This window comes from Streptomyces griseoflavus (assembly GCF_014649995.1).
GTDB lineage: Bacteria > Actinomycetota > Actinomycetes > Streptomycetales > Streptomycetaceae > Streptomyces > Streptomyces griseoflavus.
On record NZ_BMUC01000016.1, the window covers coordinates 35,913 to 51,227 of the forward strand.

Below are 15,315 nucleotides of genomic sequence, written 5' to 3' on the forward strand. Positions count from 1 at the left end.
GGCGGCCACACGCCCCGCGTCCGGGCGCGGTACCCGGCTACGCCACGAAGGAGCGCGGGGCGTCCGTGCCGGTCGTCCCGCCGGACTCCACGATGCGGGCCGCCGCCGCCAGGCGTGCCGCGGCCTCGTCGGCCACCGCGCCGCCCACGGTGAACGGCAGCCGTACGTAGCCCTCGAACGCGCCGTCCACCCCGAAGCGCGGCCCGGACGGCACCCGCACACCGACCCGCTCCCCCGCCTCGGCCAGCCGGGAGCCGGAGAGACCGCCGGTGCGGACCCACAGGGTGAGTCCGCCCCGCGGCACCTCGAACTCCCAGTCGGGCAGCTCCCGCCGCACCGCGCTCACCAGCTCGTCCCGGTTCTGCCGGGCCTGGGCGCGCCGCACCTCCACCGCCTGCTGCCAGCCGCCCGCCCCGAACAGCCAGTTCACGGCCAGTTGCTCGAGAACGGGCGTACCCATGTCGGCGTACGCGCGCGCCGCGACGAGGCTGCGGATCACGTCGGGGGCCGCGCGGACCCAGCCGATGCGCATCCCGGCCCAGAAGGCCTTGCTCGCCGAACCGACCGTGATCACCGTGGACCCCGCCGGGTCGAACGCGCACACCGCGCGCGGCATCTCCACGTCCGCGTCGAGCCACAGCTCGCTCATCGTCTCGTCGGCGATCAGCACGGTCCCCGCGGAGCGTGCCGCGTCCACCAGCCGGCGCCGCTGGTCCTCGTCGGCGAGCGCTCCGGTCGGATTGTGGAAGTCGGCGACGACGTACGCGATCCGGGGGGCGGCCTCCCGCAGCACCTGACGCCAGCGGTCCATGTCCCAGCCGGTCAGCCCTTCGGCCATGGCGACGGGGACGAGCCGGGCGCCGGCCTCCCGCATCAGCTGGAGGATGTTGGCGTAGGACGGGGACTCGACGGCGATGCGTTCGCCGTGTCCGCCGAAGAGGTGGCAGATGGCGTCGATGGCGCCCATGGCGCCCGTCGTCACCATGATCTGCTCGGGCATGGTCGGGATGCCCCGCGCGGTGTAGCGGTCCGCGATCATCGACCGCAGGGCGGGCAGCCCGGCGGGATAGTCGCCGTGGGTGTGCGCGTACGGGGGAAGCTCCTCCAGGGCGCCCCGGACGGCCCGGGTGAGCCACGGTTCGGGGGCGGGCAGCGCCGCGCAGCCGAGGTCGATCATCGAGCCCAGGGCCTCGGGCGGCAGAGGTTCCAGTCCTCGCGCGGGGACCGGGTTGCCGGCCGGGACGGCGGTCCAGCTCCCCGCGCCGCGCCGTGACTCCAGGAAGCCCTCGGCGCGCAGTGCCTCGTAGGCGGCGGCGACGGTGGTGCGGCTGACGGACAGGGCGAGCGCCAGTTCGCGCTCGGCGGGCAGCCGCGCGGCGACGGGGACACGCCCCTCCAGCACCAGCAGGCGGATGCCGTCGGCGAGCGCGCGGTAGGCGGGCGGACGCCTGGCGCCCGGGCCGGCCGGGCGGTCCTGCTGCGAGCCGAGCAGCCGGGCCAGTTGCGCCGCACCCACCGCCGAGGTCCACTGCGCCATGGGAATCAGTCCACCTTCCTCGGATTGGCCATGGATGACATGACCAGTCGAGCCACAGGGTGTCATGCGTCGGTCCACTTCCACCACAGGGGGGCACATCTTGGCCAGGAACTCGTCCCGGCGGCATCTGACGCGTCAGCTTTTCCAGCTCTACGCCGGGCTGGCGCTGTACGGGGCGAGCTCCGCGCTGCTGGTGCGGTCGGGGCTCGGTCTGGAACCGTGGAACGTGCTGCACCAGGGTCTGTCCGAGCGCACGGGGCTGTCGATGGGCGTGGTGCTGACCGCCGTGGGCGCGGCGGTGCTGCTGCTGTGGATCCCGCTGCGGCAGCGGCCCGGGCTGGGCACGGTCTCCAACGTGCTGGTGATCGGCGCGGCGATGGACGCGACGCTGTCCGCGCTGCCGGAGGCGCACGGCGCGGCCGTGCGTCTGCCGCTGATGGCGGCGGGGATCGTGCTGAACGGGGCGGCGACCGGGCTGTACATCGCGGCGCGCTTCGGCCCCGGGCCGCGCGACGGGCTGATGACCGGGCTGCACCGGCGCACGGGGGTGTCGGTCCGTGTGGTCCGCACGGCCATCGAGGTCTCGGTGGTGGCCACGGGCTTCGTGCTCGGCGGTACCGTGGGCGTGGGCACGCTGCTCTACGCGGTGACGATCGGGCCGCTGGCCCAGTTGTTCCTCCGGGTCTTCGCCGTCTCCCCGACACCCGACGGCGGCACGGTCGTCGCCGCGGGTCGACCGCGAGGAGCGATACTGCGTCCGTGACCCCGCGGATACGCCACCCCTACCTCGACCATCCCGGCCCGATCGCCTTCGCCCACCGGGGCGGGGCGGCGGACGGCCTGGAGAACACCGTCCGGCAGTTCCGGTGCGCCGTCGAAGCCGGCTACCGGTACATCGAGACCGACGTGCACGTCACGCGCGACGGCCGGCTCGTCGCCTTCCACGACGCCACGCTCGACCGGGTGACGGACGGCGCGGGCCGGATCGCGGACCTGCCGTGGCGCGACGTCGAGCGGGCGCGCGTCGCCGGTGAGGAGCCCGTCCCGCTCTTCGAGGAGCTGCTGGAGACGTTCCCCGGGGTGCGGTGGAACATCGACGTCAAGGCCGGACCGGCCCTGCTGCCGCTGCTGGACCTGATCGAGCGCACCGACTCCTGGGACCGGGTCTGCCTCGGCTCGTTCTCCGAGGCGCGGGTGGTCCGCGCGCAGCGGCTGGCCGGCCCGCGGCTGGCCACGTCGTACGGGACGCGGGGTGTGCTGGGTCTGCGGCTGCGGTCGTGGGGACTGCCGGCCGCGGTGCGCCGGTCGGCCGTCGCCGCCCAGGTCCCCGAGGAACAGTCGGGCGTCCGGGTGGTCGACCGGCGTTTCGTGCGGGCCGCCCACGCGCGCGGGCTGCAGGTGCACGTGTGGACCGTCAACGAGCCGGAGCGGATGCACCGGCTCCTGGACCTGGGGGTCGATGGCATCATGACCGATCACATCGACACACTGCGCAAGGTCATGGAGGACCGCGGCATCTGGGTCTGAGACCCCCGCGCCGTCGCCTCCGCGCGTTCACGGGGAAGCGAGGGCACGGGTGGACACCGACACCGTGCGGTCGGCGGCGGGGGACGAGGCCGCCGACCTCAGGCGCCAGCAGCGCGGCTGGTATTTCTACGACTGGGCCTGCTCCGTGTACTCCACGAGCGTGGTCACCGTGTTCCTCGGCCCCTATCTGACCTCGATCGCCGAGGCGGCGGCCGACGCGGACGGGTTCGTCCACCCGCTGGGCGTACCGGTACGCGCGGGCTCCTTCTTCGCCTACGCGATCTCCGCGTCGGTGATCCTGGCCGTGCTGGTGATGCCGCTGGTGGGCGCCGCCGCCGACCGCACCGGGAGGAAGAAGCCGCTGCTCGCGGCCGCGGCGTACACGGGGGCCGCCACGACGGCGGGCATGTTCTTCCTGGACGGGGACCGCTACCTGCTCGGCGGTCTGCTGCTGGTGGTCGCCAACGCGGCGCAGTCCGTGGCGATGATGCTCTACAACGCCTACCTGCCGCAGATCGCACCGCCCGAGGAGCGCGACGCGGTCTCCTCGCGCGGCTGGGCGTTCGGATACGCGGCCGGGGCCCTGGTGCTGGTCCTCAACCTCGTCCTCTACACCGGCCACGAGAGCTTCGGTGTCTCCGAGGGCATGGCGGTGCGCATCTGTCTGGCGTCGGCCGGCCTGTGGTGGGGAGCCTTCGCCCTGATCCCCCTGCGCCGGCTGCGCGACCGCCGCGCCCCCGCGCGGGAGGCGGGGAAGGGCGCCCTGCCGGGGTTCCGGCAGCTCGCGGCGACCATCCGCGACATGCGCCGGCATCCGCTGACGCTCGCCTTCCTGCTGGCGTACCTGGTCTACAACGACGGCATCCAGACGGTGATCTCCCAGGCCTCGGTGTACGGGTCGAAGGAACTGGGGCTCGGGCAGTCGACGCTGATCGTGGCCGTGCTGCTGGTGCAGGTGCTGGCGGTGGCGGGCGCGCTGGCGCTGGGCCGGCTGGCCCGGCGGTACGGGGCCAAACGCACGATCCTCGGCTCCCTCGTCGCCTGGACCCTGACCCTGGCCGCCGGGTACTTCCTGCCGGCCGGGGCGCCGGCCTGGTTCTTCGTGCTGGCGGCCGGCATCGGGCTGGTACTCGGCGGCAGCCAGGCGCTGTCCCGCTCGCTCTTCTCCCACCTGGTGCCGCCGGGCAAGGAGGCCGAGTACTTCTCGGCGTACGAGATGAGCGATCGCGGGATGAGCTGGCTGGGGCCGCTGCTGTTCGGGCTCACCTATCAGCTCACGGGCAGCTACCGGGACGCCATCATCTCCCTGGTGGGCTTCTTCGTCCTCGGGTTCCTCCTGCTCGCCCGGGTGCCGGTGCGGCGGGCTATAGCCGACGCGGGCAACCCCGTTCCCGAACGGATTTAGCACTCGACGCGAAAGGGCGGTAGTGTACGCGTTTGGCCTGCCAGGCGTACCGTTACTGCGCGTCAAAGATGCCGAAACGCTGTGTCACATCTGCGAGTAGATGTGACAATCCGGGCGTCGGTGGGTACTGCAATGGTTGACAAGGCTGCGGCTACGACGGCGACGCAGACCCGGGACGGGACCCGGAACGGGAATCTTTACCGCCGACCGGACGTTGACCGGATGACGACGACAGCGACACCTGTCCTGTGGGCGACAAGCCCGGGAGGCACGATTCATGAGTGAGCGAGCTCTTCGCGGCACGCGCCTCGTGGTGACCAGCTACGAGACGGACCGCGGCATCGACCTGGCTCCGCGCCAGGCCGTGGAGTACGCATGCGAGAAGGGGCACCGCTTCGAGATGCCCTTCTCGGTCGAGGCGGAGATCCCGCCGGAGTGGGAGTGCAAGGTCTGCGGTGCCCAGGCACTCCTGGTGGACGGCGACGGCCCCGAGGAGAAGAAGGCCAAGCCCGCGCGTACGCATTGGGACATGCTGATGGAGCGGCGCACCCGAGAGGAACTCGAAGAGGTCCTCGAGGAGCGTCTCGCCGTTCTGCGCTCCGGTGCGATGAACATCGCGGTACACCCCCGGGACAGCCGAAAGTCGGCTTGATCCCGGCGGAGCCGGGCGACAACACACAAAGCAGAACAGGACCGTGGGCGCCGTACGAGTACGGCGCCCACGGTCCTGTCCGTGTCCGCTTCCGCCGGCGGGCGGCCCGGGCGCCCTACCGCGTCAGCGGCGGGGGCGGGCCCTGCGGGGTGTCGCCGGGAGTGCGCGCGGGTTCGTCGCGGATGACCTCGCCCTGGACGACCTTGCCGTCGGGCCGGTGGATGCGGACCTGCTGGAAGGCGCCGCCCAGGGAGCCGTTCCCCGCTTCCCGGAGCTTGCGCTCGAAGGTGCGCTCGGCGTAGCGGCTGACGGCCTTCTGGACCGGCGGCACCAGCAGGAGGAGTCCGAGCGCGTCCGAGACGAGACCGGGGATGATCAGCAGCAGGCCGCCCAGCATCATCAGGCCGTTGCCCTCGCTGTTGGGGCGGGGCTCCGACATCGCCGTGCCGCTCTGCTGCTGTTGCAGCGTCTCGGTGAGGTTCCTGAAGGCCCGCCGGCCGGCCCGCTTGATGACGACGGAGCCGAGGACGACGCCGCCCACCAGGATCAGGAAGGCCACGAAACCGTTCGACGCCCCGGCCACCACCGTCAGCAGCCAGATCTCCAGTACGAGCCACGCGGCGACGGCCAGCGGCAGGATGCCGCGCAGCCGGGAGCGCCGGGGCCGGACGGGATGCGGGGTCTGAGCGCCAGTCGTCATACCCCCAGTGTGCCTGGGGACGGCTCAGGGCGGGATAAGCGCGGGGTGAGGCCCCGCCGGCGCGGCGTACGCCTACGCCCCGGGCTGCCTGACGCCGGGGGCGGGCTGCTTGTCGTCGCCGGGGGCGGGCTGCTTGTCGTCGCCGCGTCCCAGGACCTTGCCCACGCGCTCCCCCACGCCCCACGCGGTGACCCGCCACAGCGCCTCGACGAGGATGTCGCGGCTCATCTTGGAATCACCGAGCTCGCGCTCGACGAAGGTGATGGGCACCTCGACGACGTGGTAGCCGGCCTTGACCGCGCGGCGGGCCAGGTCGACCTGGAAGCAGTAGCCCTGGGAGGCCACGTCCTCGAGGCCCAGACCCGTCAGGGTCTCGGCCCGGAAGGCACGGAACCCGCCGGTGATGTCACGCAGCGGCAGATCGAGCGCCACGCGCGAGTAGAGGCTGCCGCCGCGCGAGATGAACTCGCGGGACTTCGGCCAGTTCACCACCCGGCCGCCCGGCACCCAGCGGGAACCGAGCACCAGGTCGGCGCCCTTGAGCGCGGTCAGCAGGCGGGGCAGTTCCTCGGGCTGGTGGGAGCCGTCGGCGTCCATCTCGACCAGGACGTCGTAGCCGTGCTCCATGCCCCAGCGGAAACCCGCGAGGTAGGCCGCGCCCAGGCCTTCCTTGCCCTTGCGGTGCAGCACCTGCACGTGGTCGTCCGCGGCGGCCAGTTCGTCGGCGAGTTCGCCGGTGCCGTCGGGGCTGTTGTCGTCGGCCACGAGCACGTGTGCCTCGGGGACGGCCTTGCGCACCCGGCCGACGACGGCCTTGATGTTCTCCGCCTCGTTGTAGGTCGGAATGATCACCAGAGCCCTGCCGAGCGGGCCGAAGTTCCGCCCCTGGGATCCCGCCTCGGGGGTCCCGTCGCCGTCTTCCACTGCTGGCCCCTTCATCTCCTGTGCGCAGGGTCCCACCATAGTCGCCGGGACCTGCGCCGAGGCGACAGGACGTTCGTATGGTGGTGTCGTTTTCCGAAGATCGGGTAGCGATCCGCTTCTGAGCCGTGTTCCGGGGCGGGTACGGCGGCGGATGGGGGCCCGGCGCCCTTCGGGCCGGCCTGGGATCCGCCGGCTGCGGATCGACCTGAAGCCGTTGTCTACTGAGCGCCCGGGCCCCACCCGGGGTCGCACCTCCCCGACCGGCTGGAACCTTCCCTCGGTACTGCGCCGGCGCTGAGCCTGGCTCCCAGTGGCGGTGCCCCGGTGCGGCACACCGTCCCTGACCCAGCGGCGCTGACACGAGTGGCCGGAAGTTCTCCGAGCGGGCGTCCGGTGGTGGACCCGGCCGAACCTACCGGCCCCCTGCCGCCGCCTGTCAACAGTCGTTTGACCTGCGTATTGCGGTTCAAAGGCCTGGTCAGCGGCGAGGATGCGCAGGTCGCGAGACGAGGGCGCGGTACATGATCGCCACCGCGCCCGCGTCGTAGATCACTCGCCCGGCCGTACGAAGACGGTGCGGCCGCCGACCACCGTGCGCAGGCAGACGGGCAGGTCACGGCCCGGAGTGAGGTCGGGCAGGCCCGGGGTGCCGGAGCGGGGGTCGGTGGACCAGCGGGCCACCCGGTCGTCCGGCGCCTGGACGACGAGTTCACCGGTACGCCAGACGGCGTAGTCGGCGGGCGCGCCCGGCACCAGGACACCCGCGTCGTCGCGTCCGACGGCCCGCCAGCCGCCGCGCGTGTGGGCGGTGAAGGCGGCGCGGACGGAGACGCGGTGCTCCGGGGTGTGGTGGAAGGCCGCGGCCCGGACGGTGCCCCAGGGGTCGAGCGGGGTGACCGGGCTGTCGGATCCGAAGGCGAGCGGCACACCGGCGCGCAGCAGCGCCGCGAACGGGTTCAGGGAGCGGGCCCGCTCCCGGCCCAGGCGCTGGGCGTACATGCCCTCCTCCCCGCCCCACAGGGCGTCGAAGGCGGGCTGCACGGAGGCGGTCAGGCCGAGCTCGGCGAAGGCGGCGACGGTGTCGGGGGTGAGCATCTCGGCGTGCTCGACGCGGTGCCGGGCGGCGCGGACGCGGGCGAGGCCGAGCTTCTCGGCGGCGGCGCGCACGCCGTCGACGACGGTGCTCACCGCGGCGTCGCCGATGGCGTGGAAGCCCGCCTGGAGACCTGCCTCGGTGCAGGCGACGACATGGGCGGCCACGGCGGCCGCGTCCAGGTGGGCGGTGCCGGTGTGGCCGGCGTCGGCGTACGGCTGGTGCAGGCACGCGGTGTGCGAGCCGAGGGCGCCGTCGGCGAACAGGTCTCCCGCGGCGCCGGTCGCGCCCAGTTCCCGGGCCTTGGTGACGTCCTGCTCTGCCCAGTAGCCGACCACGCGCGGGCCGCTCTCCGCGGCGGCGAGCCGCAGCAGGCCGGTGAAGTCGTCCTCGGAGGAGATCTCCGGTCCGCCGCACTCGTGGACCGTGCCGATGCCGAGGGAGGCGGCGTGGGCGAGGGCGGCACGCTGGGCCCCGGTGCGCTGGGCCGGGGTGACGGCGGCCAGGGCGGCGGCGCGCACCGCGTGGTGGGCGTCCCCGGTGAGCGGGCGGTCCTCGCGCGCGGTCCCGCCCGGGACGAGGTCGAGCAGCGCGGTGGTGACGACCGCGGAGTGGACGTCGATGCGGCTGAGGTAGAGGGGCCTGCCGCCGGTGGCCTCGTCGAGTTCGGCGCGGGCCGGGGCCCGGCCGCCGGGCCAGCGGGCGGCGTCCCAGCCGTGGCCGAGCAGGACCCGGTCGTCCGGGCGGGCGGCGGCGAACTCCCGTACGCGGGCCAGTGCGGCCTCGAGCGTGGGCGCGGTGGACAGGTCGAGCCCGGTGAGGGCGAGACCGGTGGCCGTGGTGTGGACGTGCGCGTCGGTGAACGCGGGGGTGACCAGGGCACCGTCGAGGTCCACCACCTCGTCGACGCCGTCCGCGAAGGCGTCGGCGGCGCCTTCGGAGCCGACCCAGGCGACCTGACCGCGCTCGACGACCATCGCGGTCGCGAAGGGGTCGGCGGGACTGTGCACCTCTCCGCGGCGGAGCAGGACGGTGTGCGGCGGGACGGTACGTTCACTCATGTCCCACAGTCTCCCGCGTCGGCCCCCGTGAGCGGCACGCAGGTCCGCTTCACGGCGGACGCCCTCCGCGCCGCGACGGCCCCGCCGGCCGAAGCCGCCGTCGACCCCTGACGGGCCGTACGCCCCGCCGGGCGGCCGCCGTTCCGGGATCGCCCGGCCACGGTCCGGGTCGGACGCGGCCTGGGTCAGACGCGGGGCGGGCGGGCCTCGTACGGGGTGGACAGCACGACCGTCGTGCGGGTCGAGACGCCGGCCAGGGAGCGTACGCGGGCGAGGAGTTCCTCCAGTTCGTGCGGTGTGGACACACGCACCTTGAGGATGTAGTTCTCGTCGCCCGCGACGCTGTGGCAGGCCTCGATCTCGGGCACGTCGGCGAGGCGGTCCGCGATGTCGTCGGGGGCACTGGGGTCGAAGGGTTTGACCGAGATGAAGGCCGTGATGGGCAGCCCCACGGCCTCCGGGTCGACCACCGCGGCGTAACCGCGGATGACACCGCGCTGTTCCAGCCGCCGCACCCGCTGGTGCACGGCCGACGTGGACAGGCCCGTGGCCTTGCCCAGGTCCGTGTAACTCATCCGCCCGTCCTTGACGAGCAGCTGCACGATCTGTCGGTCCAGCTCCTCCATGGCGCAGAACCTACAGTGCGCTTGATCGTCCCGGATACCTGAGTGGGAGCGCCGCGGTCGCCGCGCAGGGCACCTGCGAGCGGCATGTGACGAACGCCACACCCTTTGGACCGTCTCCGTGATGTTCCCGTGATTACGCCCGAGGGGCGACGGGAAGTGCTTGCTGTGGTCGAGGCCGCAGTGCCTTCACGGCCCAGCCCGAGGGGGAGAACCCAGATGCAGAGTCTTAAGCGCCCTGGTCGTACCACGTCCAAGCGGCAGCAGCCGGTCGTCATGCCCGAGCCGGAACACTTCGAGTCCGACACCCTGGACGACGAGCCCGACGCGTACGACACCTTCGAGATGTACCGGGTGATCTGCCCGGACTGCGCGCAGCCGATCGCCCTGCTGGCGGACGAGGACGTCCTGCCGGAGCACGCGCTGTGCGCCTCGCCGTGGAACCCGTTCGGGCTCACGGTGTGCGCCGGCACCGGCCGCCCGGCCTCCGCGGCCCGGCCCGCGGACGAGTCCGCCGAGCCGCAGGAGCAGGACACCGCGCTGCTGTTGACGCTCCCTCAGGGGCTCGACTGGCGCACCCAGCCCTTCTCGCACGTCGGCGGCCCGGGCTCGCGCCCGATCAGGGTCCCGTCGATGCGGCGCCACGCCGCCTGAGCGCCCGCGGGGGCGAGGGAGCGCATCCGCCCTCCTCGCCCCGCCGTCGACGCCGTGCCCCGGTGCCGGCGCCCGGGATGGCGGTCGTATGCGCCCCTGCCACCCCGGTCGCCGGATCCCCGAAGGTCCACCGCGGTCCGCCACGGGTCCGGCTCACGGGGTTCCGCTCCTTCAGCGTGTCTCCGGCCCCGCCAGGTGGCGGGCGATGACCATGCGCTGGATCTGGTTGGTGCCTTCGACGATCTGCAGCACCTTGGCCTCGCGCATGTACCGCTCGGCCGGGAAGTCCGCGGTGTAGCCGTAACCGCCGAGGATCTGCACGGCGTCGGTGGTGACCCGCATCGCGGTGTCGGTGCAGTGCAGCTTCGCCATGGCCGCCTGCTTGGCGTACGGCCGCCCCGCGTCGCGCAGCCGGGCCGCCGCCAGGTACAGGGCGCGCCCCGCCTCGATCTGGGTGGCCATGTCGGCGATCATGAAGCGCAGACCCTGGAAGTCGGCGATCGGCTTCCCGAACTGCCGCCGCTCGGCGGCGTAGCCGAGCGCCTCGTCGAGCGCCGCCTGGGCCAGGCCGATGGCGCAGGCGGCGATGCCGAGCCGGCCGCCGTCCAGTGCCGACAGGGCGATCGCGAAGCCCTGCCCCTCCTCACCGACGCGCCGGGTGTCGGGGACCCGGACGCCGTCGAAGTGGATCTGGGCGGTGGGTGAGCCCTTCATGCCCATCTTCTTCTCCGGCACGGCGGCGCTCAGCCCCTCGGCGTCACCGGGCACCAGGAACGCGGTGATCCCGCGCGGGCCCTCCTCGCCGGTGCGGGCCATGACCGTGCAGAAGTCGGCGACACCGCCGTGCGTGATCCACGCCTTGGTGCCGGTGATCACCCAGTCGTCGCCGTCGCGCACCGCCCTGGTGCGCAGCGAGGCCGCGTCCGAGCCGGAGGCCGGCTCGGAGAGGCAGTAGGCGCCGAGCAGACCGCCGCCGAGCATCGCGGGCAGGTGCTCGGTCCGCTGCTCCTTGGATCCGAAGGCGGCGAGCGCGTAGGAGGCCAGGGTGTGCACGCTGACGCCGAGCCCGACGGTGAGGCGGGCCATGGCGAGCTCTTCGAGGACCTGGAGGTAGACCTCGTAGGGCTGCTCGCCGCCGCCGTACTCGGCGTCGTAGGGCAGTCCGAGCAGGCCGGACTCGGAGAGGAGGGTGAAGAGCTCGCGCGGGAAGCGTCCGGCGTCCTCCTCCTCGGCCGCGCGGGGGGCGATCTCGCGCTGGGCGATGTCGCGGACGAGCGAGATGAGATCCCTGGCCTCGTCCGTGGGCAGTTGCCGGTCCACCGGCTGCGGGGCGCGGTCGGGCATGGCGACGCTTCCTCCCTGTAGGGGCACGACGGCGTGCGCCTTGGGTGGGGGCGGCTCCGCCGGGGGTCGTTTCGGTGCCTGGCCGTGCTCGCGTTCCCGGGTCCCGGAAGCTGCTGACCAGCGGCTGTGCGCTGTGAGTATGCCCGATCGGCGGAAGGGAGTCACCAGTTAACGACCGCTTACTTCAGGATAACCGCGCGAGACGTTCCCCGGCCCGTTTTCCGTCCGCACCGTCGACCGGCTGATCGAGTGCTCTCCGGTCCTGGCGCAAGGCGGGCCGGGCCCGGATCAGGCGTCGCGGCGGGCGGGCGCGGGGGCCGGGCAGGAGGGGTCCAGCTCCTCGATGGCGCGCAGGGCGCCGCCCAGCGTCTTCACCAGCAGCTCGCACATCGTCTCGCGGGACAGCTCACCGCGGTCGATCCAGGCGAGCGCGGCACCCTCCACGCTGCACACCCAGGCCAGCAGCCCCATCCGGGCCACCGGGGCGATGTCAGTACGCCCGTAGGCACCCTCGGCGATGGTCGCGACGATCGCCTCCCGCACGCCGTCCCGGACGGCGTGCACCTCGGCGTCGAAGCCGACGCCGCCGCTGACGATCGCGCGGTACGCGGCCTGGTTGTGCTCGGCGTACCGCAGGTAGCTGTCGATGGTGCGCTGCACCCGCTCCACGGGCGGCAGTTCGGCTCCGCTCGCCGCATAGGTGACCAGGCCGGCAACCGAGTCCTCGATGATCGCCAGGTAGTAGCCCCGCTTGGAGTGGAAGTAGTAGTAGATCAGCCCCTTGGCGACCTGCGCCTGGCGTGCGATGTCGTCCATGGAGAGGGCGTCGTACGACGTGTCGGCGAACAGGCTCCGCCCGATGGCGATGAGTTCGGCCCGGCGGGTCGCGGAGCGCTGGGTGCCGCGCGCACCGGGGCGCGCGACGGGCTGCTTGCTGGTGTTCAATTCGACCCAGGTCTCCTGCTGGCGGCGGGACAATCCCGCAGTATGGCAGGTCGGGCGCCGGGCCGGGCGGCCCGGGTTACAGCAGTCCGAGCCGGGTCACGAGCATCGCGAGGACCACGACGAGGGTCCATCCCATGACGTGTTCGAGGATCTTCGGTCCGTCCTCCCGCGGGCCTCCGGTGCGGGCACGGGTGACGGTGGCTGCGTTCGCGGTCATGGCTACTCGCTGGTCTCGGTGGTGCGTGGACTCCCCCTGCGGCTGCGTCCACTGTGCCACCGCGAAGGGATTCCACGGCCGAGACGTCGGTCACACGACAGCGGGCCCCGGGGGTGCCCCGGGGCCCGCTCGCCGGAACGGCTCAGCGCACTCCCACCGCCGCGAGCGCCTTGCGCTGCCGCGGGGTCGGACGGGCCGGGAAGTAGAGGTAGCAGACCCCTCCGGTGCCGGAGACCACCCTGCCGGAGGCGTTGTACCGCTTGGTCCTCAGCCAGATGTTCTCCCACTCGCGCCGCCGGTAGACGCGGCGCACGGCCTCGTTGTCGTCGGAGGCGGGGTCGTTGGCGATCACATCACCGTCGGCGGTGAAGCCGATCACGGTCATCAGATGCCCGGCGGTGCCGTATCCCGCCCCGGTCAGCTCCTCCTCCAGGAACGACTGGGACGTGATGGCCGGGATGCCCGCGGCGATCAGCTGCTCCAGGTCGGTGAGGGAGGTCAGGCGGGTGACCACGCCCTGCAGGCCGTCGAAGGTGGCCGCGTAGGCGGCGTTGAACGGCCAGTTGCCGCAGCCCTCGTACTGGTGGTCGTAGGTGTACCGGGCTGCGTGGCAGACCTGCGGGTCGGCGTAGGAGGGGTCGACCCAGGACAGCTGCTCCTCGGTGAGCCGGCCGCCCCAGTACTCGATGATCATCTGCGAGGAGGTCGGGCTGCACCAGGCCTCGCCGCCGTTGTCGTACTCGGGGTACTGGCCCTTGTGGATCTCCTGCGAGTAGCGCGGGACGGCCAGTTCCCCGGCGAGGCCGGGCTTCGAGGCGGGGACGGTGAACCGGTCGGGGACGTCGGATCCCATCGCGCCGGCCCGCCACACGGTCGGGGTGAGGCGGGTGCCCGGGCGGCGGTGGAGGGTCAGGCGGAGCCGGTAGGAGACCAGGCGCAGGCCCGAGGCCGCGTCGTCGATGGCGAAGGTGTCCGTCCAGACGCTGCTCTTGCCGTCGCCCTGGTCGTCCACCGAGGTGCGCCGGATGTCCTGGTCCCCGGCCGCCCAGCGGCCCATGACGTACCAGGGGGTGTCCGTGCCGTCGGAGTAGCCGCCCTTCAGCTCGACCTGCAGCCAGGTGCCCTCGGGGGTGTGCGCGTTCCACGAGGGGATGACCTCGGTGGCCGGCACCTCGAGCCGGTGGACGGGCGAGGTCCACCGTGCGTACTCCCAGGCGGACGTGCGGCCCGTGTGCGGGTCGGTGTAGTCCGTGGTGCCGGCGGCCCTCGCGATCACCAGGCCGGGGCGGGCACCGGCGACGGCGCGCGTCCCCTCGGCGGTGCCGCCGCGCCAGTCGGTGTACGAGGTCCAGGCCCGGTAGTCGACGGTGCGGGCGGCGGCCCGGCGGGCCCGCGCCGTGCCGGGGGCGCCGGTGGTCAGGGTGCCGGCGGACGCCGGGCCCGCGCTCCCGGCGACGGTGGCGACGACCGCCGCGGCGAGGAGGGCCCTGCGGGAGGGCAGTTCGGCTCTGCTCATGGGTGGAGGACCCCCAGGTGTCGGAGTCGGGGACAGGACCGGTGCGCGGCCGGCGGACGGTGTACGTCCGCCCGCCGGAGCGTGTGTGGGCCAACTATGAACGCAGCCGGACGGATCCTGCCAGCACCCGGGCCGAACCACGCCCGACCAACATGGGACTCGACCAATGGCGGGACGCCGGCGGCGGGGCCCTAGAGTGCTGCCGTCAGCCCTCCGCCCAGCCCCCGGGGAACCAGCCATCCACGATCTCGCCTCCCGCATCCGCCGGCTCGGGCCCTCCTGCGGCCCGGTCCGCCTCGTCGGTGTCGACGGGCACGCCGGCTCGGGCAAGTCCACGTTCGCCGGTCGGCTGGCGGGGGCGCTGGACGGCGCCCCGGTGCTGAGGCTCGACGACGTGGCCAGCCACGAGGAGCTGTTCGACTGGACCGGGCGGCTGCTGCGCCAGGTGATCCGGCCGCTCGGCCGCGGTGAGACCGCGCACTGCTCCGCCTACGACTGGCGCACCCGCCGCTTCGGACCGCCCCGTCCCCTTCCGCCCGCCCCCGTGATCCTCGTGGAGGGCGTGGGCGCGGGCCGGCGGGCACTGCGTCCGTATCTGGCGCTGCTGCTGTGGATGGACCTGCCCCGTGAGGAGTCCTGGGCGCGGGGCCGGGCACGGGACGGGGAGGAGCAGCGGGAGTTCTGGGAGGGCTGGGTGCGCGCGGAACGCGAGCACTTCGCGGGTGACCCCACGCGCCCCTTCGCGGACCTCCTGGTGCGTCAGCGCGGGGAGGGGTACGAGGTGCTTCCCGGGCCTGCCGGGACGGCTGAACCACCCCCTTCGATCACCCAGGGTGACGGGCCGTAGGCGATGTGGTGATCCTGTGAAGGGCGGCCCGGAGCAAGTCGCCACAGTCGCCCAACTCCGCTTGACCCGGGGCCCGTACAGGTCTTACGTTCTCAATGTGCGGCTCTTCGGGGTCGCCCGCGGACACGAAGCCCCCGGTTGTTCCCCCGTGATCGGGGGCTTCGTTCTGCCCTCAGGCCGTCCCCCGACCGCTCAGCGGCATATGCCGATCACCCTGAGTCACCGGATGGGCCGCCGCCTCCTCCCCTCCGCTCCGCTCCCCCACCCGCA

The 15,315-nt window shown here is 73.2% G+C and carries 15 protein-coding genes; 6 read left to right on the forward strand and 9 right to left on the reverse strand.

Annotated features, from left to right (window positions below):
• Positions 1-37: 37 nt before the first annotated feature.
• On the reverse strand, positions 38-1,537 hold the full coding sequence (locus tag IE172_RS27520) for an SCO1417 family PLP biosynthesis transcription factor (protein ID WP_190100024.1): 1,500 nt from the start codon (positions 1,535-1,537) through the stop codon (positions 38-40).
• 64 nt (positions 1,538-1,601) lie between these two features.
• On the opposite strand from IE172_RS27520, the gene yczE reads away from it, so the two are divergent.
• The 4 genes from yczE to IE172_RS27540 all read left to right on the forward strand — a co-directional run bounded on the left by yczE (position 1,602) and on the right by IE172_RS27540 (position 5,121).
• A complete protein-coding gene (yczE, locus tag IE172_RS27525) occupies positions 1,602-2,300 on the forward strand; it encodes a membrane protein YczE (RefSeq protein WP_190100025.1) in 699 nt (232 codons plus the stop codon).
• Positions 2,297-3,064: a glycerophosphodiester phosphodiesterase family protein gene (locus IE172_RS27530; protein WP_190100026.1), complete on the forward strand. Its 768-nt coding sequence runs from the start codon at positions 2,297-2,299 to the stop codon at positions 3,062-3,064. Before yczE ends, IE172_RS27530 begins: the two co-directional genes overlap by 4 nt.
• A 49-nt stretch (positions 3,065-3,113) precedes the next feature.
• Positions 3,114-4,469 (forward strand): MFS transporter, encoded by a 1,356-nt coding sequence (locus IE172_RS27535; protein ID WP_190100027.1) that lies wholly within the window; start codon positions 3,114-3,116, stop codon positions 4,467-4,469.
• A 277-nt stretch (positions 4,470-4,746) separates the two neighbouring features.
• Positions 4,747-5,121: an RNA polymerase-binding protein RbpA gene (locus IE172_RS27540; protein ID WP_003977404.1), complete on the forward strand. Its 375-nt coding sequence runs from the start codon at positions 4,747-4,749 to the stop codon at positions 5,119-5,121.
• Between the two features lie 115 nt (positions 5,122-5,236).
• On the opposite strand, the gene fxsA is transcribed toward IE172_RS27540, so the two are convergent.
• The 4 genes from fxsA to IE172_RS27560 form a co-directional block, all read right to left on the reverse strand.
• Positions 5,237-5,821, reverse strand: a complete 585-nt coding sequence (gene fxsA, locus IE172_RS27545) for an FxsA family membrane protein (protein WP_190100028.1) — start codon at positions 5,819-5,821, stop codon at positions 5,237-5,239.
• 72 nt (positions 5,822-5,893) lie between these two features.
• Positions 5,894-6,745 (reverse strand): polyprenol monophosphomannose synthase, encoded by an 852-nt coding sequence (locus tag IE172_RS27550; protein WP_190100029.1) that lies wholly within the window; start codon positions 6,743-6,745, stop codon positions 5,894-5,896.
• Positions 6,746-7,294: 549 nt separating this feature from the next.
• Entirely contained in the window at positions 7,295-8,899 is a 1,605-nt protein-coding gene (locus IE172_RS27555; protein ID WP_190100030.1) for an amidohydrolase, read from the reverse strand.
• Between the two features lie 185 nt (positions 8,900-9,084).
• Positions 9,085-9,525: an Lrp/AsnC family transcriptional regulator gene (locus IE172_RS27560; RefSeq protein ID WP_037936543.1), complete on the reverse strand. Its 441-nt coding sequence runs from the start codon at positions 9,523-9,525 to the stop codon at positions 9,085-9,087.
• A gap of 216 nt (positions 9,526-9,741) precedes the next feature.
• Between IE172_RS27560 and IE172_RS27565 the strand changes: the two genes are divergently transcribed.
• Positions 9,742-10,176, forward strand: coding sequence for a hypothetical protein (locus tag IE172_RS27565; RefSeq protein ID WP_190100031.1), 435 nt, complete (start codon positions 9,742-9,744; stop codon positions 10,174-10,176).
• Positions 10,177-10,347: 171 nt separating this feature from the next.
• On the opposite strand, the gene IE172_RS27570 is transcribed toward IE172_RS27565, so the two are convergent.
• The 4 genes from IE172_RS27570 to IE172_RS27585 form a co-directional block, all read right to left on the reverse strand.
• Complete coding sequence (locus tag IE172_RS27570; RefSeq protein WP_190100032.1) at positions 10,348-11,520, reverse strand: acyl-CoA dehydrogenase family protein; 1,173 nt, start codon at positions 11,518-11,520, stop codon at positions 10,348-10,350.
• A 288-nt stretch (positions 11,521-11,808) separates the two neighbouring features.
• Entirely contained in the window at positions 11,809-12,465 is a 657-nt protein-coding gene (locus tag IE172_RS27575) for a TetR/AcrR family transcriptional regulator (protein ID WP_190100147.1), read from the reverse strand.
• A 76-nt stretch (positions 12,466-12,541) separates the two neighbouring features.
• Positions 12,542-12,682: an SCO1431 family membrane protein gene (locus tag IE172_RS27580; RefSeq protein ID WP_190100033.1), complete on the reverse strand. Its 141-nt coding sequence runs from the start codon at positions 12,680-12,682 to the stop codon at positions 12,542-12,544.
• 142 nt (positions 12,683-12,824) lie between these two features.
• Complete coding sequence (locus IE172_RS27585; protein WP_190100034.1) at positions 12,825-14,198, reverse strand: C39 family peptidase; 1,374 nt, start codon at positions 14,196-14,198, stop codon at positions 12,825-12,827.
• Between the two features lie 199 nt (positions 14,199-14,397).
• Between IE172_RS27585 and IE172_RS27590 the strand changes: the two genes are divergently transcribed.
• Positions 14,398-15,045, forward strand: coding sequence for a uridine kinase family protein (locus IE172_RS27590; protein WP_435808737.1), 648 nt, complete (start codon positions 14,398-14,400; stop codon positions 15,043-15,045).
• Positions 15,046-15,315: the final 270 nt, after the last annotated feature.